Here is a 22,125-nt window from a genome sequence, read left to right on the forward strand (position 1 = left end):
GCATGCCCCGTCAAATTATCGCTGCGGCAAGTACTGCAGCGGGTTTACGGATTTCCCCTTGTAACGAATTTCAAAATGCAAGCGTGTAGAACTGGTTCCGGTGCTACCCATGGTAGCGATTTTTTGCCCCGCCTTAACTTCTTGTTGTTCCCGGACCAGCATTGTGTCGTTATGGGCGTAGGCACTCAGGTAATCATCGTTATGTTTGATGATAATAAGATTACCGTAACCGCGCAGGGCGTTACCGGCATACACAACGCGTCCATCTGCGGTCGCGATGATAGCCTGTCCTTTACTCCCTGCGATATCGATCCCTTTATTTCCCCCTTCGGAGGAAGAGAAGTTCTCGATAACCTTGCCGTCAGTCGGCCAGCGCCATGCAGAAATCGGCGAACTGGAGGTCATACTGCTGGCAGTCGGTTCAGTAGAGCTAACCACAGGTGCCGTAACCGGTGCTGTGACAGCAGTCGCAGTCCCTTTATTATTCGGCAACATTTTGTTAGCAGTCTGATCACCTGAATCCTCAGAATACGTAATTACAGGTTGTGAAGCAACCACCGTGGTGGATTTTTGTGCAGGCTTAACGCTGTTATTTTGAGCTGTTACATCGGCCGCTGAAACGGTGTTGCCAGGCGTAAGCGGCGTCCCCGTCGCGTTGCCCACCTGGAGCGTTTGCCCGACTTCCAGACCATATGGGGCCTGGACGTTATTGCGCTGCGCGAGGTCACGGAAATCGTTCCCGGTGATCCACGCAATGTAGAACAGCGTATCGCCGCGTTTCACGGTATAGGTGCTGCCACCGGTGTAGCTGCCTTTCGGAATGTTCCCATACTGGCGGTTATAGACTATGCGGCCATTTTGGGTCTGAACAGGTTGTTCAACTGGCTGAACCTGTACTGGCTGTGTAACAGGATGTTGCACAGGCTGAATTTGTGGTGTTTGCTGCGGTGCAGCCGTCCCCATTTTAGGTGGCGGCGTGATTAACATTCCGCTGGACGTGTTACCGGAGCCGCTGTTTCCGCCGACGGAACTCACGGGCGCAGGCGCGTTGTTTGAACTTGTACAGCCTGCCAGCCAGAGCGAAACCAGTGATAATGCCGCAACACGGCTGATGGTGAATTTAGGGCTTCCCGCGCTCATTTATCCCCCAGGAATGTGTTAACTACCAGTGACTTAAAATTTACCGTGATGGCACGAATCTTTCGCGCCACACCATACGCTGAATTTGCCTTAATAACCCTGGATAATTCCGAGTCTCAGGCCAACTCCCCCTTCACCAGAGGCACAAAGCGCACGGCTTCCACGGTGTCGATAATAAACTCGCCGCCGCGCCGACGAACGCGCTTCAACAACTGCTGCTCGTCCCCGACAGGCAGAACCAGAATGCCCCCCTCATCCAGCTGCGACAACAGGGCTGCAGGAATTTCAGGCGGGGCCGCCGTCACGATGATCGCGTCAAACGGGGCGCGCGCCTTCCAACCCTGCCATCCATCACCGTGTCGTGTCGAAACATTATGTAAATCAAGTTGTTTCAGGCGACGACGCGCCTGCCACTGTAAACCTTTGATCCGCTCAACGGAGCATACATGATGAACCAGATGCGCCAGGATCGCGGTCTGATACCCCGACCCAGTGCCAATCTCCAGCACGCGGGAGTCGGGCGTCAGCTCCAGCAGCTCCGTCATGCGTGCCACCATGTAAGGCTGCGAAATCGTCTGGCCCTGTCCGATGGGCAGCGCCACGTTTTCCCACGCTTTGTGTTCAAACGCCTCGTCTACAAATTTTTCACGCGGAACCAGGGCGAGCGCTTCGAGCACGTGCTCGTCGCGGATCCCCTGCGCGCGGAGTTGTTCCAGAAGAGTTTGTACACGTTTGTTTACCATTGCGCGTTCACTCCTGCGCGATCCAGCCAGCCCGACACCACATCATGCGCGCTATACGCGGTTAAATCTACGTGCAGCGGAGTAACCGAAACATAGCCTTCATCCACGGCGGCAAAGTCGGTATCCGGACCCGCATCGCACTTGTCGCCGGGAGGGCCAATCCAGTAAAGCGTGTTGCCGCGAGGATCCTGCTGCGGGATCACCTGATCGGCAGGATGTCGGCTCCCGCAACGGGTGACGCGGATGCCTTTAATTTCATCAAGAGGAAGATCCGGCACGTTGATATTAAGAATGCGCCCGGTACGCAGCGGCTCACGGCCAAGCGCCCGCAGGATCGAACAGGTTACCGCGGCAGCGGTGTCGTAGTGCGTGTGGCCATTTAACGAGACCGCCAGCGCCGGGAACCCCAGATGGCGCCCTTCCATTGCGGCCGCCACGGTGCCGGAGTAAATCACGTCATCGCCGAGGTTAGGCCCGGCGTTGATGCCGGAGACGACGATATCCGGACGAGGCCGCATCAGCGCGTTCACGCCCAGAAAAACGCAGTCGGTTGGCGTTCCCATCTGCACGGCAATATCGCCATTATCAAAGGTAAAGGTGCGAAGCGACGACTCCAGCGTCAAAGAGTTAGACGCTCCACTGCGGTTACGATCGGGCGCCACGACCTGCACGTCCGCAAATTCGCGGAGGTGTTTCGCCAGGGTCTGAATGCCTGGCGCGTGGATACCGTCATCGTTACTCAGCAATATTCGCATAATCACCCGAGGTGTTGATAAGTTCCCTGACAACACTGGTGGCAAAGCTGCCTGCCGGCAGCCAGAAGCGTAACTCGACGGTCACGTCATCCCACCAGTTCCAGCTTAACTGCTGCGGATAGAGCAGCATCGCGCGGCGTGCCGCGTCGACTTTTTCCCGCACCAGCAAGGACTGCAATTCTGGCGCATCCGCCACGGCTGACTGCTCGGCGGCCAGGGCCTCCCCCTGGGTTCCCCAGTCGCCCGTACCGGGCAACGCGGCGGTAATCATCAGCGCTTTTGCGTCCACGCGCGACTGCACATCAGCCATCTCTTCGGCCGTTGCCACAAACCAGCTTCCGCGTCCCGCTAATTGTAGCGCATCGCCAACAACAACTTGATTCGCGTCCGGTTTTTTCAGCCTTTCGCTCACAATCTGATTAAACAACGCGCTGCGGGCTGCCGACAACCAAAAACTGCGTTTATTCCTGTCACGTACCGGCGCATCGCTTTGCGCCCAGCGCAGCGCGCCCTGCAGGTTGCTGCCGCCGATGCCAAAGCGCTGCGCGCCAAAGTAGTTCGGTACGCCGCGGTCGCTGATGGCGTTCAGACGTTTTTCAACGTCTTCTCGGTCAGTCACTTCGCGCAGCACCAGCGTAAAGGCGTTGCCTTTCAACACCCCCAGACGCAGTTTGCGCTTGTGGCGGGCATATTCCAGTACCTTACAGCTCTCAAGCTCAAATTTGCTTAAATCAGGCATCGCATTGCCGGGAACGCGCGCGCAGAGCCACTGTTCCGTGACGGCGTGTTTATCTTTCTGCCCGGCAAAGCTCACTTCGCGGGCATGAATTTTGAGGAATTTTGCCAGCGCGTCGGCCACAAAGCGGGTATTGCAGCCATTTTTCAGAATACGCACCAGGATATGTTCGCCTTCGCCATCCGGCTCAAAGCCCAGATCCTCGACCACGAGGAAATCTTCCGGGCTGGCTTTCAGCACCCCGTTCCCCTGCGGCTTACCGTGCAGGTATGTCAGGTTGTCGAAGTCTGTCATTTGCTCGCCTTCACCAGCAGCGCCACGGCTTCACAGGCAATCCCTTCGCCACGGCCGGTAAAGCCCAGCTTCTCGGTCGTCGTCGCTTTGACGTTCACGTCGTCCATATGGCAACCCAGATCTTCCGCAATAAACACGCGCATCTGCGGAATGTGCGGCAGCATTTTCGGGGCCTGAGCAATAATCGTCACGTCGACGTTGCCAATGGTATAGCCTTTCGCCTGGATGCGGCGCCACGCTTCGCGCAGCAGTTCGCGGCTGTCCGCCCCTTTGAACGCCGGATCGGTGTCCGGGAACAGCTTGCCAATATCACCCAGCGCGGCAGCGCCCAACAGCGCGTCGGTCAGCGCATGCAGCGCCACGTCGCCATCAGAATGCGCCAGCAGCCCTTTTTCATAAGGAATGCGCACGCCGCCAATGATAATTGGGCCTTCACCGCCAAAGGCGTGTACATCAAAACCGTGTCCAATTCGCATTATGCCTTCTCCTGATGGGTCGAACGGGTAAGATAAAATTCCGCGAGCTGTAAATCTTCCGGACGCGTCACTTTAATATTATCAGCACGTCCTTCAACAAGCTCAGGATGGAAACCGCAGTACTCCAGCGCAGAGGCTTCGTCCGTAATGGTCGCACCTTCGTTAAGCGCGCGCGTTAAGCAGTCGTGGAGTAATTCGCGGGGGAAAAATTGCGGCGTCAGCGCGTGCCATAGATCGACGCGATCGACGGTGTGGGCGATAGCCCGTTTGCCCGGCTCGGCGCGCTTCATGGTGTCGCGCACGGGGGCGGCCAGAATGCCACCCACTTTGCTGGTTTCGCTCAGCGACAGCAGGCGAGCGAGATCGTCCTGATGCAGGCACGGACGCGCCGCGTCATGAACCAGTACCCACGGGGCATTTCCGGCAGCCTGAATGCCTGCCAGCACGGAATCGGCGCGCTCGGCACCGCCATCGACAACGGTAATCTGTGGATGATTTGCCAGCGGGAGCTGCGCGAAGCGCGCATCACCCGGGCTGATAGCGATGATCGCCCGCGTCACCCGCGGGTGCGCCAGCAGCGCCGCCACGGCGTGCTCGAGGATCGTTTTATCGCCAATAGAGAGGTACTGCTTGGGACATTCTGTCTGCATGCGCCGGCCAAAACCTGCGGCCGGCACCACGGCGCATACGTCCGAAAAAGTTACTGCCATGTCGTAATCCTGGGCCTGATTATCGATTATTTTGTGCTGAGCCCTGATTGCGTTTAGACGCATCCGGAACCAGACGATAAAAGGTTTCGCCCGGCTTAGTCATACTGAGTTCATTGCGTGCGCGTTCCTCAATCGCCTCTTGCCCGCCATTGAGGTCATCAATTTCAGCAAAGAGTTGATCGTTTCGCGCCTTAAGTTTGGCGTTTGTTGCCTGCTGAGCCGCGACGTCATCGCTTACCCGGCTATAGTCGTGCAGTCCGTTCTTACCGAACCACAGCGAATATTGCAGCCAGATTAGCAAAGCCAGCAACAGCAGCGTTAGTTTACCCATCCTGCCCCCTGAAAAACGGCATCATCATCCCAAGACTTCCCCAGAGCACTACGCCGGGGTAATAGAGATGCCGCAACATCGCGGGCAAATGTACCACATTTTTTCCGCAGAATCGTCCTGCACAATATCGTTACACAGTTGGTTACGGTTTGAATTATGGCTGAAGTTAGCCCATGAGCCACAAAAATAACAGACCAAACATCAGAACCACCGTCACAATCGTGACCACGGTGCTGTACAGGAGCTTACCGTTGAGCAACGAGTGCAGCGCAATGCCAACGACAACCGCCACGGGCATCAGCGCCAGAAAGAAAGGCCAGGTGTAGAGAAAGAAGAACAGCGTGTTGCCGCCGTAGATGAGAAACGGAATACCCAGCGCCAGCAGCCATGAGACGAAGCCAATGATGGCCCCAGGAAATGACCAGGTCGTTTCGTCGTCGGTCGCAAGCGGCTCCGACCCGGTGGTGGTGATGTAATGTTCACTGTTGCGCATAGCTAGTCCTGTGACCGTGACTCATCGTTCGGGAAGACAGCTCCCGAACGATACCGTCTCAGGATCTGATAATATCGTCCCGTCTGAGCAGGTCTAATAATTGGCTTACTAAATTTGTTACCAATTGTTGACCTTCCAGGTGAATTTCAGGCGATTCAGGCGCTTCGTATACCGCGTCAATTCCGGTGAAGTTGCGCAATTCTCCGGCACGCGCTTTTTTGTACAGCCCTTTCGGGTCGCGCGCTTCGCAGACCTCCAGTGGCGTATCCACAAACACCTCGATAAAGCGATCCTGGCCGACGCGTTCGCGCACCATCTGGCGCTCGGCGCGGTGCGGAGAGATAAACGCGGTCAGCACCACCAGTCCGGCGTCGGCCATCAGGCTGGCGACTTCCCCGACCCGGCGGATGTTCTCTTTGCGGTCGTCGTCGCTGAACCCTAAATCGCTGCACAGGCCATGGCGCACGTTGTCGCCATCCAGCAGGTAGGTGCTTACGCCCTGCTGATAAAGCGCCTCTTCCAGCGCGCCCGCCACCGTCGATTTACCCGAGCCGGACAGTCCGGTAAACCAGAGTACAACCCCACGGTGACCGTGGAGCTGTTCGCGCTGGGCGACGGTGACCGGATGAGGATGCCAGACGACGTTCTCATCATGGGCGGCCATTACTTGCCTCCCAGCAGATCGCGCGCGCCCCAGTGCGGGAAGTGTTTACGCACCAGCGCGTTCAGTTCCAGCTCAAAGGCGCTGAATTCAGAGGCCACGGCAGCCTGTTTAATCGGTTCGCGTACCATACCGGCCCCGACGGTAACGTTGGTCAGCCTGTCGATAAAGATAAGCCCGCCCGTCACCGGGTTCTGCTGATACGGATCCAGCACCAGCGGTTCGTCGAAGGTCAGATCGACCAGACCAATACCGTTCAACGGCAGCTCGGTAACCTCGCGCTGGGTCAGATTGTTGATGTCCACCTGGAACTGAATACCGTCCACGCGGGCGCGGGTCTTCTTGCCGGCAATTTTGATGTCGTAGCTCTGGCCCGGCGTCAGCGGTTGCTCCGCCATCCACACCACATCCACGGACGCGCCCTGTACCGCCGCCAGCGTTTCCTGCGCGTCTACCAGAAGATCGCCCCGGCTGATATCAATTTCGTCTTTCAGCACCAGCGTTACGGCTTCACCGGCCCCCGCGTCCTGCAGGTCACCGTCAAAGGTGACGATGCGGGCGATGGTCGATTCCACACCGGATGGCAGCACCTTGACGCGCTGGCCAACCTGTACAGAGCCTGACGCTAGGGTGCCGGAGAAACCGCGGAAATCGAGATTTGGACGGTTCACGTACTGCACCGGGAAGCGCATCGGCTGGGTGTCGACCACGCGCTGAATTTCAACCGTTTCCAGCACCTCCAGCAGCGTCGGGCCGCTGTACCAAGGCATGTTCGCGCTTTGGGACGCGACGTTATCCCCTTCCAGCGCCGAGAGCGGCACAAAGCGGATATCCAGGTTGCCCGGCAGCTGTTCAGCAAAGGTCAGATAGCTCTGGCGGATCTCCTCGAATTTTTCTTCGCTGAAGTTCACCAGATCCATTTTGTTGACCGCCACCACCAGGTGTTTGATCCCCAGCAGCGTCGAGATAAAGCTGTGGCGACGGGTCTGATCCAGCACGCCTTTACGCGCGTCCATCAGCAGGATCGCCAGGTCGCAGGTCGACGCGCCGGTCGCCATATTGCGGGTGTACTGTTCGTGCCCCGGAGTGTCGGCGATAATAAATTTGCGCTTCTCGGTAGAGAAGTAGCGGTAGGCCACGTCAATCGTGATGCCCTGCTCGCGCTCCGCCTGCAGGCCATCCACCAGCAGCGCCAGGTCGAGTTTTTCACCCTGGGTGCCGTGACGTTTACTGTCGTTATGCAGGGAAGAGAGCTGATCTTCGTAAATCTGGCGCGTATCGTGCAACAGGCGGCCAATCAGGGTACTTTTCCCGTCATCCACGCTGCCGCAGGTCAGAAAACGCAGCAGGCTTTTGTGTTGTTGCGCGTGCAGATACGCTTCCACGCCGCCTTCTTTGGCAATTTGTTGAGCAATAGTGGTGTTCATGGCGGCTCCTTAGAAATAACCCTGACGTTTCTTCAGCTCCATGGAGCCTGCCTGGTCGCGGTCAATCACGCGGCCCTGTCGCTCGCTGGTGGTCGACACCAGCATCTCTTCGATGATCTCCGGCAGCGTCTGCGCGCTGGATTCCACCGCGCCGGTCAGCGGCCAGCAGCCAAGGGTGCGGAAACGCACCATCTGTTTTTTAATCACTTCGCCCGGCTGCAGGTCGATGCGATCGTCGTCGATCATCATCAGCATGCCGTCGCGCTCCAGCACCGGACGCTCGGCGGCCAGATACAGCGGAACGATCTCGATGTTTTCCAGATAGATGTACTGCCAGATATCCAGCTCGGTCCAGTTGGAGAGCGGGAAGACGCGGATGCTTTCGCCCTTGTTGATCTGGCCGTTGTAGTTGTGCCACAGCTCCGGGCGCTGGTTTTTTGGGTCCCAGCGGTGGAAGCGGTCGCGGAAGGAGTAGATACGCTCTTTGGCGCGGGATTTCTCTTCGTCACGGCGCGCGCCGCCGAAGGCCGCGTCAAAACCATATTTGTTCAGCGCCTGCTTCAGCCCTTCGGTCTTCATGATATCGGTATGTTTGGCGCTGCCGTGCACGAACGGGTTAATCCCCATCGCCACCCCTTCCGGGTTTTTGTGCACCAGCAGCTCGCAGCCGTAGGCTTTCGCGGTACGATCGCGGAACTCGTACATTTCGCGGAATTTCCAGCCGGTATCCACGTGCAGCAGCGGGAACGGCAGCGTGCCCGGATAAAACGCTTTACGCGCCAGATGCAGCATGACGCTGGAATCTTTACCGATGGAGTACATCATCACCGGGTTAGAAAACTCGGCGGCCACTTCGCGGATAATATGGATACTTTCCGCTTCGAGCTGCCGCAGGTGTGTAAGACGTTTTTGGTCCATAACCGTTCCTTAAGCCAAATTTACAACAGAAGAACCAAAGCCTTCTGTATCGGTTGTGTGTTGGAACCAGGCGAGCGTGCTGTGCAGCTGCACCACTTCACCCACCACGATCAGGGCGGGCATAGGGGCGTCTTTCGCCAGGGTTGCAAGATGTTCCAGCGTGCCCGTCGCAACGTGCTGATCGACGCGCGTGCCGCGAGAAATGACGGCAACGGGCGTCGTCGCCTCGCGACCGTGCTGAATAAGCTGTTCGCTGATGTCCGCCGCCTTCATCGTGCCCATGTATATCGCCAGCGTCTGGCGGCTCTGGGCGAGATGCGACCAGTCGAACGGCGTGCTGTCCGCCTTGTAGTGGCCGGTCACAAAGGTGACGCTCTGGGCGTAATCGCGATGGGTCAGAGGAATACCGGCGTAGGCCGTCACCGCAGAGGCCGCCGTAATGCCGGGCACCACCTGGAACGGTATGCCCGCTTCGGCTGCCGCCTGCAGCTCTTCGCCGCCGCGGCCAAAGATAAACGGATCGCCCCCCTTCAGGCGCACCACGGTTTTGCCCGCTTTGGCGGCGTCAACCAGCATCTGGTTGGTGTCGTGCTGCGGCACCGAGTGCTCGCCAGCCCGTTTGCCCACGCAGATTTGCTCCGCGTCGCGACGGATCAGTTCGCGCACGCCGTCGGTGACCAGATGGTCGTAGAACACGACGTCCGCGTCCTGCAGCACCTGCAGGCCGCGCAGCGTCAGGAGCCCGGCATCGCCAGGCCCCGCGCCCACCAGGATGATCTCCCCGCCCGTGCTGCCGGGGTTATCCAGTTCATCCTCGAGGATTTTTTGCGCAGCCGTTTCATTGCCGGCATGCATCAGGCTGGCGAAGCGGCCGCGAAACACACGTTCCCAGAAGCGACGGCGTTCCGTCACGCTGGTCAGGCGGGTTTTCAGGTGGTTACGCCAGTAGCTGGCTTTCTCCGCCATGCGCCCGAGGCTGGTCGGCAGCAGCGCTTCGATTTTTTCACGCAGCACACGCGCCAGCACCGGTGCGGTACCGCCGGAGGAGATCGCCACCAGCAGCGGCGAGCGGTCAACGATCGACGGGAAAATAAACGAGCATAAAGGCTGGTCGTCCACCACGTTCACCAGGCGGTAACGGGCCTGCGCGGCGTCGGAGATCCGCTGGTTCAGTTCACGATCTTCGGTCGCCGCAATTACCAGCACCACGCTGTCGATTTGTGACTCGTCGAAATCCGCCTCTGCAACGACCTGCACCTGGGCCCCTGCGCGCTGCAGAAACGCGATTTTGCGATCGGCGATTTCACCCGTGCCAACAACCAGCACCGGTTTCTCTTTAATCGCAGCAAATAAGGGCAGATAGTCCACAGGCAACAACTCACTAACAACGAGGAATAGAGGGACTATAGGGGGCGGCTTAGACCGAATGAAATTACGAATTGGAATGAGTAGTTACTCAATGGAATAACGCCGTAAAAATGCTAATACCAAAAAGTGCTTAACGCGCGAAATTTCGGGCATTTAAGAGCAATTCAAATTGTGTATGGACGATCACAGTTTCATACTAGGCGGGTTATTATTTTGCTCTGTTTTTAAGGACTCACTATGTTTTCCGCAACGCGCCACCGTATTGCTGCCCTGGCGCTCGGCGTTTGCTTTATTCTTCCTGCTCAGGCAAAAAACCAACCTTATGGTGAAATCGCCAATATGCAGGCGCGGCATATTGCCACCGTTTTCCCTGGCCGCATGACCGGCTCGCCTGCGGAAATGCTCTCCGCGGACTATCTTCGCCAGCAGTTTGCTGAGATGGGTTACCAGAGCGACATCCGGTCGTTTCACAGCCGCTACGTCTATACCTCGCGAAATAAAACGAAAAACTGGCATAACGTGACCGGCAGTACGGTGATTGCGGCCCACGAAGGAAGCGCAAAAGAGCAAATTATTATTATGGCGCACCTTGATACCTACGCTCCGATGAGCGATGCCGACACGGATAACAACCTCGGCGGGCTGACGCTGCAGGGCATGGACGACAACGCTGCAGGCCTGGGCGTGATGCTCGAACTGGCCGAGCGGATGAAAGATATTCCAACCCAGTATGGCATTCGTTTTGTTGCCACCAGCGGTGAAGAAGAGGGCAAACTCGGCGCTGAGAATCTCCTTAAACGCATGAGCGCCGAGGAGAAGAAAAATACGCTGCTGGTGATCAACCTCGACAACCTGATCGTCGGCGACAAGCTCTATTTCAACAGCGGGCAGAGTACGCCGGGTACCGTGCGAAAACTGACGCGCGACCGTGCGCTGGCCATTGCCCGCAGCCATGGCGTTTATGCCACCAGCAATCCCGGCGGTAACCCGGATTATCCGCGAGGCACAGGCTGCTGCAACGACGGGGAAGTGTTTGATAAGGCGGGCATTCCGGTGCTGTACGTGGAAGCGACAAACTGGGCGCTGGGCAAAAAAGATGGCTACCAGCAGCGGGCTAAATCGAAGGCCTTCCCGGACGGGACGAGCTGGCACAACGTGATGCTGGACAATCAGCAGCACATCGATCGCGTGCTGCCGCAGCGGATTGAGCACCGCAGTCGTGATGTGGTGAAGGTGATGCTGCCGCTGGTGAAGGAGCTGGCGAAAGCGGGGAAAGCCTGAGGCCGTTAAGCCCGGTGGCGGCTACGCCTTACCGGGCAAAAAGGTTATCACCCTTCATGCAACCCGCACTCGCGCTTCAGCCCGAAGAATCGCGTCTCTTCTTCCGCCATTCCCGGTTCCCACTTACGCGTGGTGTGGGTGTCTCCCACCGACAGATAGCCCTGATCCCACAGCGGATGGTACTTCAGCCCGTGTTTTTGCAGATACTGGTACACCGTCCGGTTATCCCAGTCGATAATCGGCAGCACTTTAAACACCCCGCGCTGCACCGCCAGCACCGGTAAGGTTGCCCGGCTGCCGGACTGCTCGCGGCGCAGGCCCGCAAACCACGTCTGCGCATTAAGCTCTTTCAGCGCCCGGTTCATCGGCTCGACCTTGTTGATCTCATTGTATTTCTCAATGCCCTCAACGCCCTGTTCCCACAGCTTACCGTAGCGCGCCTCCTGCCAGGCCGCGCTTTCCGTCGCGCGGTAGACCTTGAGGTTCAGCCTGAGCTTGTCCGTCAGCTCGTCAATAAACTGATAGGTTTCCGGGAACAGGTAGCCGGTATCGGTGAGGATCACCGGAATGTCCGGACGGATCTGATTCACCAGATGCAGGCTGACCGCCGCCTGAATACCAAAGCTCGACGAGAGCACATATTCTCCCGGCAGGTTTTCCAGCGCCCACGCCACGCGCCCTTCGGCGTCCAGCTTTTCAAGGTGGGCATTGGTTTCTGCCAGCGCCAGAATACGTTCGACTTTTGGCAGGTCATTAAGGGCGTTTAGATCGAGTTCGGACATAGTTACCTCTCGTGGTTACTCCCAGAAATCCCTTGCGGGATCGAGCACCGGGCGAATGATGCCCGCACGCACCGTAAAGTCGCCGAAGCCTTCACCCGCTTCGCGCTCTTTCGCCCAGCGCCCGACAAGCTCGTCGATGGAATCAAGAATTTCCGGCTCGGTGATGTTCTCGCGGAACATGCGCGGAATGCGCGTGCCGATACGGTTACCGCCCAGATGCAGGTTATAGCGCCCCGGCGCTTTCCCCACCAGACCGAGCTCGGCCAGCATCGCGCGACCGCAGCCGTTCGGACAACCGGTGACGCGCATAACAATATGCTCGTCCGGAATGCCGTGTTTTTCCAGAATCGCTTCCACTTTGTCGGTAAACGACGGCAGGAAACGTTCCGCTTCGGCCATCGCCAGCGGGCAGGTCGGGAACGATACGCAGGCCATCGAGTTTTCACGCTGCGGCTTAACCGCATCCATTAATCCGTGTTCGCGCGCCAGCTTCTCGATCTTCGCCTTCTGGCTTTCCGGCACGCCGGCAATAATCAGGTTCTGGTTAGCGGTAATGCGGAACTCACCTTTGTGGATCTTCGCAATTTCCAGCAGACCGGTTTTCAGCGGACGTCCCGGATAATCCAGAATACGGCCGTTTTCGATAAACAGCGTCAGGTGCCATTTATTGTCGATACCCTTCACCCAGCCAATGCGATCGCCGCGACCGGTGAATTCGTAAGGGCGGATCGGCTCAAACTTGATGCCCGCGCGACGCTCCACTTCCGCTTTGAACGTCTCCACGCCCACGCGCTCCAGGGTGTATTTGGTTTTCGCGTTTTTACGGTCGGTACGGTTACCCCAGTCGCGCTGGGTCGTCACCACCGCTTCCGCCACGGCCAGCGTATGCTCCAGCGGCAGGAAGCCGAACTCGCTCGCGGTGCGGGCGTAGGTTTTCTTGTTACCGTGTTCGATGGACAGGCCGCCGCCCACCAGCAAGTTAAAGCCCACCAGCTTGCCGTTTTCGGCTATCGCCACGAAGTTCATGTCGTTGGCGTGCAGGTCGATATCGTTCTGCGGCGGGATCACTACCGTGGTTTTAAACTTGCGCGGCAGGTAGGTCTGGCCAAGGATCGGCTCTTCGTCGGTGGTCGCGACTTTTTCCTGATCGAGCCAAATCTCGGCATAGGCGCGCGTACGCGGCAGCAGGTGCTCAGAGATCTTCTTCGCCCACTCGTAGGCTTCGGCGTGCAGCTCGGACTCATACGGGTTCGAGGTGCAGAGCACGTTACGGTTCATGTCGTTGGCGGTCGCCAGCGCGTCCAGCCCGACCGAGTGCAGCATCTGGTGCACCGGCTTGACGTTCTTCTTCAGAATGCCGTGGAACTGGAAGGTCTGACGGTTGGTCAGACGAATGCTGCCATAAATCGTGTTTTCACCGGCAAACTTGTCGATCGCCTGCCACTGTTTGGTGGTAATCACCCCACCCGGCAGACGGCAGCGCAGCAGCATCGCGTGACGCGGCTCCAGCTTCTGCTCGGCACGCTCGGCACGGATGTCGCGGTCGTCCTGCTGGTACATGCCGTGGAAGCGGATCAGCAGGAAGTTGTCGCCTTTGAAACCGCCGGTGAGACCGTCATTCAGATCTTCAGCAATGGTGCCGCGCAGATAGTTGCTTTCCAGCTTCATGCGCTCGGCGTCTGTCAGTTTACCTTCGACCACCAGTGGCCCTGGATGTTTTTCGCTCATTAGTAGACATCTCGCTGATAACGGCGCTCAACGCGCAGCTCACTTAAAAATTCATCCGCCGTTTCGGCATCCATACCGCCGAATTCGGCAATCACTTCCAGCAGTGCCTGCTCAACGTCTTTCGCCATGCGATTGGCGTCGCCGCAGACATAAATGTGGGCACCGTCATTGATCCAGCGCCACAGCTCTGCGCCCTGTTCGCGCAGTTTGTCTTGTACGTATACTTTTTCTTTCTGGTCGCGGGACCAGGCCAGATCGATGCGGGTCAGTACGCCTTCTTTCACATAGCGCTGCCACTCAACCTGGTAGAGGAAATCTTCGGTAAAGTGCGGATTGCCGAAGAACAGCCAGTTCTTACCCGACGCGCCGTCTGCCGCGCGCTGCTGCATGAAGGCGCGGAACGGCGCAATGCCGGTGCCCGGGCCAATCATGATGACCGGCGTTTCCGGGTTTGCCGGCAGGCGGAAGTTGTCGTTGTGCTCGATAAAGACGCGCACTTCGCCCTCTTCTTCCACGCGATCGGCCAGGAAGCTCGACGCCCCACCCGCGCGCGCGCGGCCTTCGATGTCGTAGCGCACCACGCCGACGGTAACATGCACTTCACTCTCCACTTCGGCCTGCGAAGAGGCGATGGAGTAAAGGCGCGGGGTTAGCGGACGCAGCAGGCCGATCAGCGCATCGGCATCCAGCTGAGCCGGAGAGAAACGCACCATATCGACAATCGGCGTCGTCGCGGCGTAATGCTGCAGTTTCGCCTTGTCGCCCACCAGCGGCAGCAGGGATTCGCTGCGCGTTAAGGTGGCATAATTTTCGACGATATTCGGGGTGTTCACCGTCAGTTCAAAATGCCACTGCAGCGCCTCGGATAACGGCAGCGATTTGCCGTCAACGGTCACAGGCTCGTCGCCTTTCAGCCACAGCAGCTCAACCAGCTCTTTCACCAGCGCAGGATCGTTCTGATACCAGACGCCCAGCGCATCGCCAGGCTGATAGCGCAGCCCCGAGTCGCCTAAATCGATTTCGATATGACGCACGTCTTTTTCTGAGTCGCGGCCGGTAATTTTCTGGTTCACCGACAGGCTCGCCGTCAGCGGCGCCTCTTTGGTGTACGGGCTGGTGTGGATGTCGTTGACAGCACCCGTCGCGGTGAACGCGGCCTGTGCCGACGTCTCTTTCGGCACGCGCGCTTTTAGCACTTCAACGATGCGGGCGCGCCATTCAGCGGCGGCGGTCTGGTATTCGATATCCGCATCAACGCGGTCCAGCAGACGCTCCGCGCCCAGCTCCGCCAGCCTGCTGTCGAAGTCTTTGCCGGACTGGCAGAAGAATTCATAGGAGGTATCGCCCAGGCCAAAGACGGCAAACGCCGTCCCATCCAGCTTCGGCACTTTTTTCGAGAACAGGAACTTATGAAGCGCCACCGCTTCTTCAGCAGGTTCACCTTCACCTTGCGTAGAGGCGACCACCACCAGCAGTTTTTCCGACGCGATTTGCTTGAATTTATAATCCCCGGCGTTGACCAGGTTCACGTTCAGTTTAGCGGCCAGCAGGTCGTCGCGCAGCGCTTCGGCCACGCGGCGGGCGTTGCCCGTCTGCGAGGCGGAAATCAGGGTAATGGCCGGAATCTCAACGGCCGTAGCCGGTGCACCCGCCACAGCGCCAGGCTGCTGATTGAGCATTCCCCAGAAATAACCGGAGACCCAGGCAAGCTGAGTGGGAGAAAAATCAGAGGTGGCAGCCTGAAGGCGCGCCAGTTGCTCCGGGTTCAGGGGAAGCAAATTTGAAGGTGGGGCCTGTGTTGTCATGCGTCGTTATGTTCCAGTAGCCAAGCGGACTTTAAGCGAATAAATCCAAACTGAAGATAAGGTTAACGGCGAGGATAATAACAATTAAAGAAGGGATGGAAATAATAAATAACCAAATGGACTAACCTGTTTTGGTTGTCATGCTTAGCGATAAAACCGATTAAATAATTATTTGAAATATAAGAACAAATAGCGATAAACACCCCGAATACGAAGCGGTGGACGCTCAGAGCCGTTTTAGTTAATGCTAAAAATTGTGCTTTCCGGTACTATGCGGCGGTTTTTTCCGCATTACTGAGAGCGATCATGTCCACCACACTGTTTAAAGATTTCACCTTCGAAGCCGCCCACCACCTTCCGCATGTCCCTGAAGGACATAAATGTGGCCGTCTGCACGGGCATTCGTTCATGGTGCGTCTTGAGATCACCGGTGAAGTTGATCCGCATACCGGTTGGATCATGGATTTTGCCGAGCTGAAGGCGGCGTTTAAGCCGACCTACGATCGTCTGGATCACTATTACCTGAATGAGATCCCGGGCCTTGAAAACCCGACCAGCGAAGTGCTGGCAAAATGGATTTGGGATCAGATGAAGCCGCTGGTACCGCTGCTGAGCGCGGTGATGATCAAAGAGACCTGCACCGCGGGCTGCATCTATCGCGGGGAGTGATTCTCCTCTTCCCCACGCACGTTTAGCGGCGTGAACTCATAGAGCACAAGCGCGTTACTTTCCAGCGATTCAGTAATTTGCCAGCCGTCATAAAGCCGTTCATCGCGTAAGGAAAGCGTTGGGCGCGCTTTGTGCGCAATCCAGCGCCACATCTCCTCATCAGGCCCGCTGTCGCTGTGTACTCCTTCCAGCAACGGATAGAGCGCACCGTTGTGCCGATCGAACAAATGGCTCTTAATGCGCCAGTGACCGCGCATTCCTCGTAGCTCAAGATGATACTGCTGGCGAAAACGCTGAATAAAGGCCTCCTCGCTGGAGAGCAGAGGATTGAAGACCACCACGTTACGCAACAGCAGCTGATATCGCCCCTGATGGCGGAGCAGCAGCACGCTCTTGTCGTTAACGAGCACCTCTCCCCGCAGACGCTGCCACAGCCAGAGTACCCAATAGATGGGCCGTGGAAGGCCGTGATTATATTGAAGCGCAAGGCTTGATGTATCGAGGGTGTTGTTCGCCCTCGCTTCCCCCTGTAAACCAGAATTAAGCCAGAATCCCGCCAGCCATACCTGTTCTGAAAGCCCGAGCAGATTCTGCATCAACAGCGCACCGCGAAAAAACCAGCCGTTGGTCGCCCGCGTATTCCCCGTAAGAGTGTTCCATGAGAGTAACCATACCGGCAGCGTCCGCTGCCGCTGGCGAAGGGCGGCGAGGATCTGGCGGACCTTTAGCACCGGGTAATTTTCAGAAGAGGAAAGATGCGCGGGATCCAGCTGCGCCAGATCGAGCAGCTCGTTGGCATCTGCCGGACATGCGAGGAAATCAGCCTCGTCCAGAATGTCAGAACGGAACAGCGCGTCACCGCTCAGCTCGCTACCATCGGGGGAGAAGCGATGCCACACCCCCAATTTTGCCTGCGGAAGGTAGGCCCTCAGCGCCGCCCGCTGCGCCCGCCAGGCGTGCTCCTGGGTTTCCGCGTTTGCCTGGGGAGACCAGTGCATGACGACGTGCCAGCCAGCGGTAATGTCGGGCAAAAATCGGTTAACCGAAAGCTGCAAAAAGCGCGTCAGGAGATCGCATCGGGTAGTGACCCCCGTGTGCAGCAGGACCGTCCAGCCTTTTTTCGCCACCCAGGTAAACAATTGCTGCAGATGATACCAACAGGCGTAGCCCGCCATTTGGGGATCGTCCCATCCCGTAGCGAACAGACGGCTGCTGAGAAAAGGTTCGGCGATATCAATGCCCTCAATCGGGATCGCCTCGTGTAGCGCCTCCAGATGCCGACGAACATCCTCTCGCAGCAAATCGTCTAGCTCGCGCAGGGTGATGACCAGCCGCGTGCGGCGCAGCGCGGAAGAGAGCGGATAAAGCTGCTGCACATCCAGTATCCGCTCCTGACACGGGGAGTAGGTTAGCGGCGAGGGTTCCCAACCGCGGGTCTCAGCGTCGTTAAGCAGGCTAAATAACGTATCCACCGCAACAGGGATACGCTGTTCATCCACGGTCGTGCGCGGGCGGAACGCAAGGGGACGATGACGCCCGGCCTTACGAAACTCACCCGGAGACATATTGTGATAGCGCTGGAAACTATCGGTCATCATACGTGTGCTGGCAAATCCATTCTCCAGCGCAATCTGATGCAGAGGGCGGCTGGTGAGACACAGGGCGTCAGCCGCTTTTTCCAGCCGCAGGGCAGTGATGTACTGCATAAAACTAGCTCCCGTCTCTTTTCTAAAGAGACGAGAGAGCCACGCTTCTGAGACGAACTCACTCTCTGCGATTTCGGCCAACGTAATGCGGCGGGTGTAGCTGGCGTCGATCCGCTCCAGTACACGGGCGATGCGCTTGCTTACGTTGGCGTGCTGGTTCCGGGGTTTCTGGCGGACGGGCTGCTGAAAGCGACCAATCAGCAGCAGCAGGATCTCGCTCAGCCAGCGATTCGCCTCCAGCCGGTAGCGATGCGGATCGTTGACGAGCGTCACCACCAGCAGCTGGCGCAGCAGGTGCCGAAGCTCGTCACACTGCGGCCAGCGCCCGCCTGACTCCTCCGGAACCGCGTAATCATGGGCAAAAAAATCATTGTACAGCTGGATTACCCAGCGTCCGGATAGAACGACACGCAGAGTCACATTCGCGTTCTGGCTGATAAGCCTCCATCGCTGATGGCGGTTTATCACTACAAGGCCATTTGTCGGAACCCTTTCTAGTCCCGCCTCGGTTTGCAGTTCAGCTTGCCCTTCCAGCACCCACAGTATCGTCAGCAAATCGCCTTCATCCTGCGCGAACAGGCGAATGTCCTCAACGGCTATCGCAAACTCATTTCCACGATGTTCCATTCGCCCCCTCCACGAAGACAAAAAATGACGCACTCTTTTTTGTCATAACCGAATCGTATGAAAAACAATCAGAAAAAAGGCGTCGATTTACAACAAAAAAGGACATTTTCCGGCAATGCGATCGACATAAACTCGAAACTAACACCATTTGGCAGGAAAAGGATAACAAAAATGACACATCCAATTGTTGACGCGCTGCGAGGCTCCGAGGCTCAGTTCACTGAATTACGCCGCGAGTTTCACCGACATCCCGAAACAGGCTTCGAGGAGCACAAAACCAGCGACCGCGTCGCGTCACTCCTGGGGCAGTGGGGCTATGAGGTCCACCGGGGAATGGCCAAAACCGGGGTGGTCAGCACCCTTAAGGTAGGAAACGGCAGCAAACGTCTGGGTCTGCGCGCCGATATGGATGCGCTGCCGATGCAGGAAAATAGCGGCAAAGCGTGGAGCAGCACGGTTGAAGGTAAATTTCACGGCTGCGGGCACGATGGCCACACCACTACCCTGCTTTATGCCGCAGAGTATCTGGCCCGAACCCGCAACTTTAGCGGCACGCTGCATCTGATTTTTCAGCCAGCCGAAGAGCTGCTGTATGGCGGGCGCGTCATGGTTGAAGATGGCCTGTTTGAACAATTCCCCTGCGACCATATTTTTGGCCTGCACAACATGCCCTCCCAGCCGCTTGGGAAAATTGGCCTGCGCGATGGCGCCATGATGGCCTCCTCTGACACCGTTCATATTGAGGTGAACGGCGTAGGGGGTCACGGCGCCGTTCCGGAACACACCGTTGATGCCACGCTGGTTGCCTGCCATATCACCCTCGCCCTGCAGTCGATTGTGTCGAGGAATATCACCCCATTCCAGCCGGTCGTCGTAACCGTGGGCAGCATCCAGGCGGGACATGCCCCGAATATTATCAACGATAAGGTATTAATGAAGCTGACCGTGCGCACGCTGGACGAAGCGGTGCGTCAAACCGTCCTGCAGCGAATCCACGACATTGCCGTGGCACAGGCTGAAAGCTTCAACGCCACGGCCACGATTCGTCACGTCAACGGCAGCCCGGTGCTGCGCAATAGCCCGCAGGCCAATGACATGGTGCGCACGGTGGCGACCGACCTGTTCGGTCAGGATGCCGTCACGTCGGTGAATGCCTTTATGGGAAGCGAAGATTTTGCGTTCATGCTCGAGAAAAACCCCAACGGCTGTTACTTCACCCTCGGCGCTGGCGATGAGCCGGACCGCTGCATGGTGCATAACCCAGGCTACGACTTTAACGACAAGCTTCTGCTTACCGGCGCGGCACTCTGGAGTGCGTTGACCGAGCACTATCTGCGCTGATTCGCACCAACCCCGGAGGGCCGCACGATGAGTACCGTACCCCTGACAGGCACACCGTCCTACGCCGGTAACGATCGGCTGCTGGCCGGTATTGTGATGAGCGTTCTGACCTTCTGGTTATTTGCGCAGTCGGTGATAAACGTTGTCCCGGCAATGAAAAACAGCCTCGCTATCTCCCTTGAAACCCTCACGCTGGCGGTCAGCCTTAGCGCCTTGTTCAGCGGCTGTTTTGTCGTTGCCTGCGGCGGCTTTGCCGATAAGTTTGGCCGCGTGCGTATGACCTACATTGGCCTCGCGCTGAGCATCATCGGCAGCGCCCTGCTTTTTTTCTCGTGGGAGCCGGTTCTGTTTCTGCTGGGGAGAGCGATACAGGGGCTGTCAGCGGCCTGCATCATGCCCGCCACCCTGGCGCTGATTAAAACCTGGTATCAAGGCAACGCTCGCCAGCGGGCAATCAGCTTTTGGGTGATTGGTTCATGGGGCGGCAGCGGGCTGAGCTCGTTTGTCGGCGGCGCCATCGCCACCACGCTCGGCTGGCGATGGATCTTTATTTTTTCCATGCTGGTGGCGGCGATGGCACTCCTGCTGCTCCGCGGCACGCCGGAAAGCCGAAGCGACGGCGCACGTCGCCATAAGCTAGATATTGGCGGCCTGGTGAGTTTTGTCCTTATGCTGGTGCTGCTGAACCTGTTTATCAGCAAGGGACACGGTTGGGGCTGGAGCAGCGGCCTGTCGCTGCTGGTGCTGGGGGGCTCCGCGCTGGCAGCGGCCTGCTTTGTGCTCACCGGGCGACGCAAGGGTGACGCGGCGCTGATTGATTTTGCCCTGTTTAAAAACCAGGCCTACAGCGCCTCGGTATTCTCTAACTTTTTGCTCAACGGCTGCATTGGCACCATGATGATCGCCAGCATCTGGCTGCAGCAGGGCCACCGTCTGTCGCCATTGCAAACCGGCATGATGACGCTGGGGTATCTGATTACCGTGCTGGCGATGATCCGGGTAGGGGAAAAGCTGCTTCAGCGCTACGGCGCGCGCCTGCCGATGATGACCGGGCCGCTGCTGACCGCAACGGGCATCACGCTCATCTCCTGCACGTTTTTAAGCAAGGAGATCTACATCGTCACCGTCTTTCTCAGTAACATTTTATTTGGTCTGGGGCTGGGATGTTACGCCACGCCGTCAACAGATACGGCGGTGATGAACGCGCCAGAAAACAAAGTCGGGGTGGCCTCGGGGGTGTACAAAATGGGCAGCTCGCTGGGGGGAGCGATGGGGATCGCGGTTACCGCGTCGCTCTATGCGCTGCTGCTGCCGCTGGGCATGGCCAGCGCCGCACAGTATGCCCTCCTTTTCAACAGCGCGATGTGTCTCGCTTCGGTGGGAGTGACCTGGGCGTTACTCCCTTCAGGTCGGGCCCCGCAATAGGCGGGGCCACGAAAGGGTCAGGCAATATTCAGGTACTTGTGCGTCTGCATCGACAGGCGCCAGTTGCGCGCAATACAGGTCTCAATGCACAGGCGCGTCGCGTCGTCTTTCTGGCTGATCGGCTGTAGCGCAATGACGCGCTGCTTTTCATCCGTCAGCGTTGCCAGCAGTTCATCCAGCGCTTCGATATCACGCACGCGCCCAACCGGGTGCTTAATCTCATCCGCGCGTTCCAGCGCCTGAGACAGCACGTCATACCCGCCGCGCATATTCACTTTTGGCGATACCGTCACCCAGGTGGTGTGTGAACAGCGCACTTCATGGGTGCCGCTGGTTTCAATCTGGCAGCTGTAGCCGTTCTTTTCGAGCAGCTCGGTCAGCGGCGTCAGATCGTGGATGCAGGGTTCACCGCCGGTGATCACCACGTGACGCGCCGTCCAGCCCTGACGACCAATAATGGCCAGCAGATCTTCTGAACTGCCCGCGCCCCACTTATCGCTCTCTTTGGTTTTCGCCAGAATGCTAAACAGCGACACTTCCCGATCTGCGAGCTTATCCCACGTATGTTTGGTATCACACCAGGCACAGCCAACCGGGCATCCCTGTAAACGAATGAAAATAGCGGGAACGCCGGTAAAGTAACCCTCGCCTTGCAGGGTCTGGAACATCTCGTTAATCGGGTACTGCATAGTCATCTCAGTAAAGGGGA

Annotated in this window: 21 protein-coding genes; 4 read left to right on the forward strand and 17 right to left on the reverse strand. The window is 57.8% G+C overall.

Annotated elements, in window-relative coordinates; translation table 11 throughout:
* Positions 1–15 precede the first annotated feature (15 nt).
* From nlpD to cysG, 12 genes are all read right to left on the reverse strand, one after another.
* Positions 16–1,140 (reverse strand): murein hydrolase activator NlpD, encoded by a 1,125-nt coding sequence (gene nlpD, locus LRM19_RS14630; protein WP_039024138.1) that lies wholly within the window; start codon positions 1,138–1,140, stop codon positions 16–18.
* A gap of 116 nt (positions 1,141–1,256) precedes the next feature.
* Positions 1,257–1,883, reverse strand: coding sequence for a protein-L-isoaspartate(D-aspartate) O-methyltransferase (locus tag LRM19_RS14635; protein WP_008499604.1), 627 nt, complete (start codon positions 1,881–1,883; stop codon positions 1,257–1,259).
* The gene (surE, locus tag LRM19_RS14640) at positions 1,877–2,638 is read right to left on the reverse strand and encodes a 5'/3'-nucleotidase SurE (protein ID WP_115876168.1); all 762 of its coding nucleotides are present in this window, start codon (positions 2,636–2,638) and stop codon (positions 1,877–1,879) included. Before surE ends, LRM19_RS14635 begins: the two co-directional genes overlap by 7 nt.
* The gene (gene truD / locus LRM19_RS14645) at positions 2,619–3,668 is read right to left on the reverse strand and encodes a tRNA pseudouridine(13) synthase TruD (RefSeq protein WP_271369221.1); all 1,050 of its coding nucleotides are present in this window, start codon (positions 3,666–3,668) and stop codon (positions 2,619–2,621) included. Before truD ends, surE begins: the two co-directional genes overlap by 20 nt.
* Positions 3,665–4,144, reverse strand: coding sequence for a 2-C-methyl-D-erythritol 2,4-cyclodiphosphate synthase (gene ispF, locus LRM19_RS14650; RefSeq protein ID WP_127732152.1), 480 nt, complete (start codon positions 4,142–4,144; stop codon positions 3,665–3,667). Before ispF ends, truD begins: the two co-directional genes overlap by 4 nt.
* Positions 4,144–4,854: a 2-C-methyl-D-erythritol 4-phosphate cytidylyltransferase gene (gene ispD / locus LRM19_RS14655; protein ID WP_127732154.1), complete on the reverse strand. Its 711-nt coding sequence runs from the start codon at positions 4,852–4,854 to the stop codon at positions 4,144–4,146. Before ispD ends, ispF begins: the two co-directional genes overlap by 1 nt.
* A 19-nt stretch (positions 4,855–4,873) precedes the next feature.
* Complete coding sequence (ftsB, locus tag LRM19_RS14660) at positions 4,874–5,185, reverse strand: cell division protein FtsB (protein ID WP_008499609.1); 312 nt, start codon at positions 5,183–5,185, stop codon at positions 4,874–4,876.
* A 166-nt stretch (positions 5,186–5,351) separates the two neighbouring features.
* Complete coding sequence (locus tag LRM19_RS14665) at positions 5,352–5,678, reverse strand: DUF3561 family protein (RefSeq protein ID WP_008499610.1); 327 nt, start codon at positions 5,676–5,678, stop codon at positions 5,352–5,354.
* A 58-nt stretch (positions 5,679–5,736) separates the two neighbouring features.
* On the reverse strand, positions 5,737–6,342 hold the full coding sequence (gene cysC / locus LRM19_RS14670; RefSeq protein ID WP_025912398.1) for an adenylyl-sulfate kinase: 606 nt from the start codon (positions 6,340–6,342) through the stop codon (positions 5,737–5,739).
* Complete coding sequence (cysN, locus tag LRM19_RS14675) at positions 6,342–7,766, reverse strand: sulfate adenylyltransferase subunit CysN (RefSeq protein ID WP_127732156.1); 1,425 nt, start codon at positions 7,764–7,766, stop codon at positions 6,342–6,344. Before cysN ends, cysC begins: the two co-directional genes overlap by 1 nt.
* A gap of 9 nt (positions 7,767–7,775) precedes the next feature.
* Positions 7,776–8,684: a sulfate adenylyltransferase subunit CysD gene (cysD, locus tag LRM19_RS14680; protein WP_006811770.1), complete on the reverse strand. Its 909-nt coding sequence runs from the start codon at positions 8,682–8,684 to the stop codon at positions 7,776–7,778.
* A gap of 9 nt (positions 8,685–8,693) precedes the next feature.
* On the reverse strand, positions 8,694–10,043 hold the full coding sequence (cysG, locus tag LRM19_RS14685) for a siroheme synthase CysG (protein WP_168708014.1): 1,350 nt from the start codon (positions 10,041–10,043) through the stop codon (positions 8,694–8,696).
* Between the two features lie 246 nt (positions 10,044–10,289).
* On the opposite strand from cysG, the gene LRM19_RS14690 reads away from it, so the two are divergent.
* Positions 10,290–11,333 (forward strand): aminopeptidase, encoded by a 1,044-nt coding sequence (locus tag LRM19_RS14690; protein WP_115876173.1) that lies wholly within the window; start codon positions 10,290–10,292, stop codon positions 11,331–11,333.
* 47 nt (positions 11,334–11,380) lie between these two features.
* Here LRM19_RS14690 and cysH read toward each other — a convergent pair whose 3' ends face one another.
* Genes cysH through cysJ form a run of 3 tightly spaced genes read right to left on the reverse strand, consistent with a single transcriptional unit; the run spans position 11,381 to position 15,648 of the window.
* Positions 11,381–12,115 carry a phosphoadenosine phosphosulfate reductase gene (gene cysH / locus LRM19_RS14695; RefSeq protein WP_023344813.1) on the reverse strand — a complete coding sequence of 245 codons (735 nt, stop codon included), beginning with the start codon at positions 12,113–12,115 and terminating at the stop codon, positions 11,381–11,383.
* 15 nt (positions 12,116–12,130) lie between these two features.
* Positions 12,131–13,843, reverse strand: a complete 1,713-nt coding sequence (gene cysI / locus LRM19_RS14700; RefSeq protein WP_008499617.1) for an assimilatory sulfite reductase (NADPH) hemoprotein subunit — start codon at positions 13,841–13,843, stop codon at positions 12,131–12,133.
* Positions 13,843–15,648 carry an NADPH-dependent assimilatory sulfite reductase flavoprotein subunit gene (gene cysJ / locus LRM19_RS14705; protein WP_271369222.1) on the reverse strand — a complete coding sequence of 602 codons (1,806 nt, stop codon included), beginning with the start codon at positions 15,646–15,648 and terminating at the stop codon, positions 13,843–13,845. The genes cysI and cysJ overlap by 1 nt, the downstream gene beginning before the upstream one ends.
* A gap of 306 nt (positions 15,649–15,954) precedes the next feature.
* On the opposite strand from cysJ, the gene queD reads away from it, so the two are divergent.
* Positions 15,955–16,317: a 6-carboxytetrahydropterin synthase QueD gene (gene queD, locus LRM19_RS14710; RefSeq protein ID WP_111965448.1), complete on the forward strand. Its 363-nt coding sequence runs from the start codon at positions 15,955–15,957 to the stop codon at positions 16,315–16,317.
* Here queD and LRM19_RS14715 read toward each other — a convergent pair.
* On the reverse strand, positions 16,302–18,650 hold the full coding sequence (locus LRM19_RS14715; RefSeq protein WP_271369223.1) for a helix-turn-helix domain-containing protein: 2,349 nt from the start codon (positions 18,648–18,650) through the stop codon (positions 16,302–16,304). The two genes, queD and LRM19_RS14715, sit on opposite strands and share 16 nt — an antisense overlap.
* A 171-nt stretch (positions 18,651–18,821) precedes the next feature.
* Between LRM19_RS14715 and LRM19_RS14720 the strand changes: the two genes are divergently transcribed.
* Positions 18,822–19,991, forward strand: coding sequence for a M20 aminoacylase family protein (locus LRM19_RS14720; RefSeq protein ID WP_271369224.1), 1,170 nt, complete (start codon positions 18,822–18,824; stop codon positions 19,989–19,991).
* Positions 19,992–20,018: 27 nt separating this feature from the next.
* Entirely contained in the window at positions 20,019–21,416 is a 1,398-nt protein-coding gene (locus LRM19_RS14725) for an MFS transporter (RefSeq protein WP_271369225.1), read from the forward strand.
* 17 nt (positions 21,417–21,433) lie between these two features.
* On the opposite strand, the gene queE is transcribed toward LRM19_RS14725, so the two are convergent.
* Positions 21,434–22,105 carry a 7-carboxy-7-deazaguanine synthase QueE gene (gene queE, locus LRM19_RS14730; protein ID WP_023333236.1) on the reverse strand — a complete coding sequence of 224 codons (672 nt, stop codon included), beginning with the start codon at positions 22,103–22,105 and terminating at the stop codon, positions 21,434–21,436.
* Between the last annotated feature and the right edge of the window lie 20 nt (positions 22,106–22,125).

The sequence above is a fragment of the Enterobacter sp. PI-10 genome, from assembly GCF_027947695.1.
Taxonomy (GTDB): Bacteria; Pseudomonadota; Gammaproteobacteria; order Enterobacterales; family Enterobacteriaceae; genus Enterobacter; species Enterobacter vonholyi.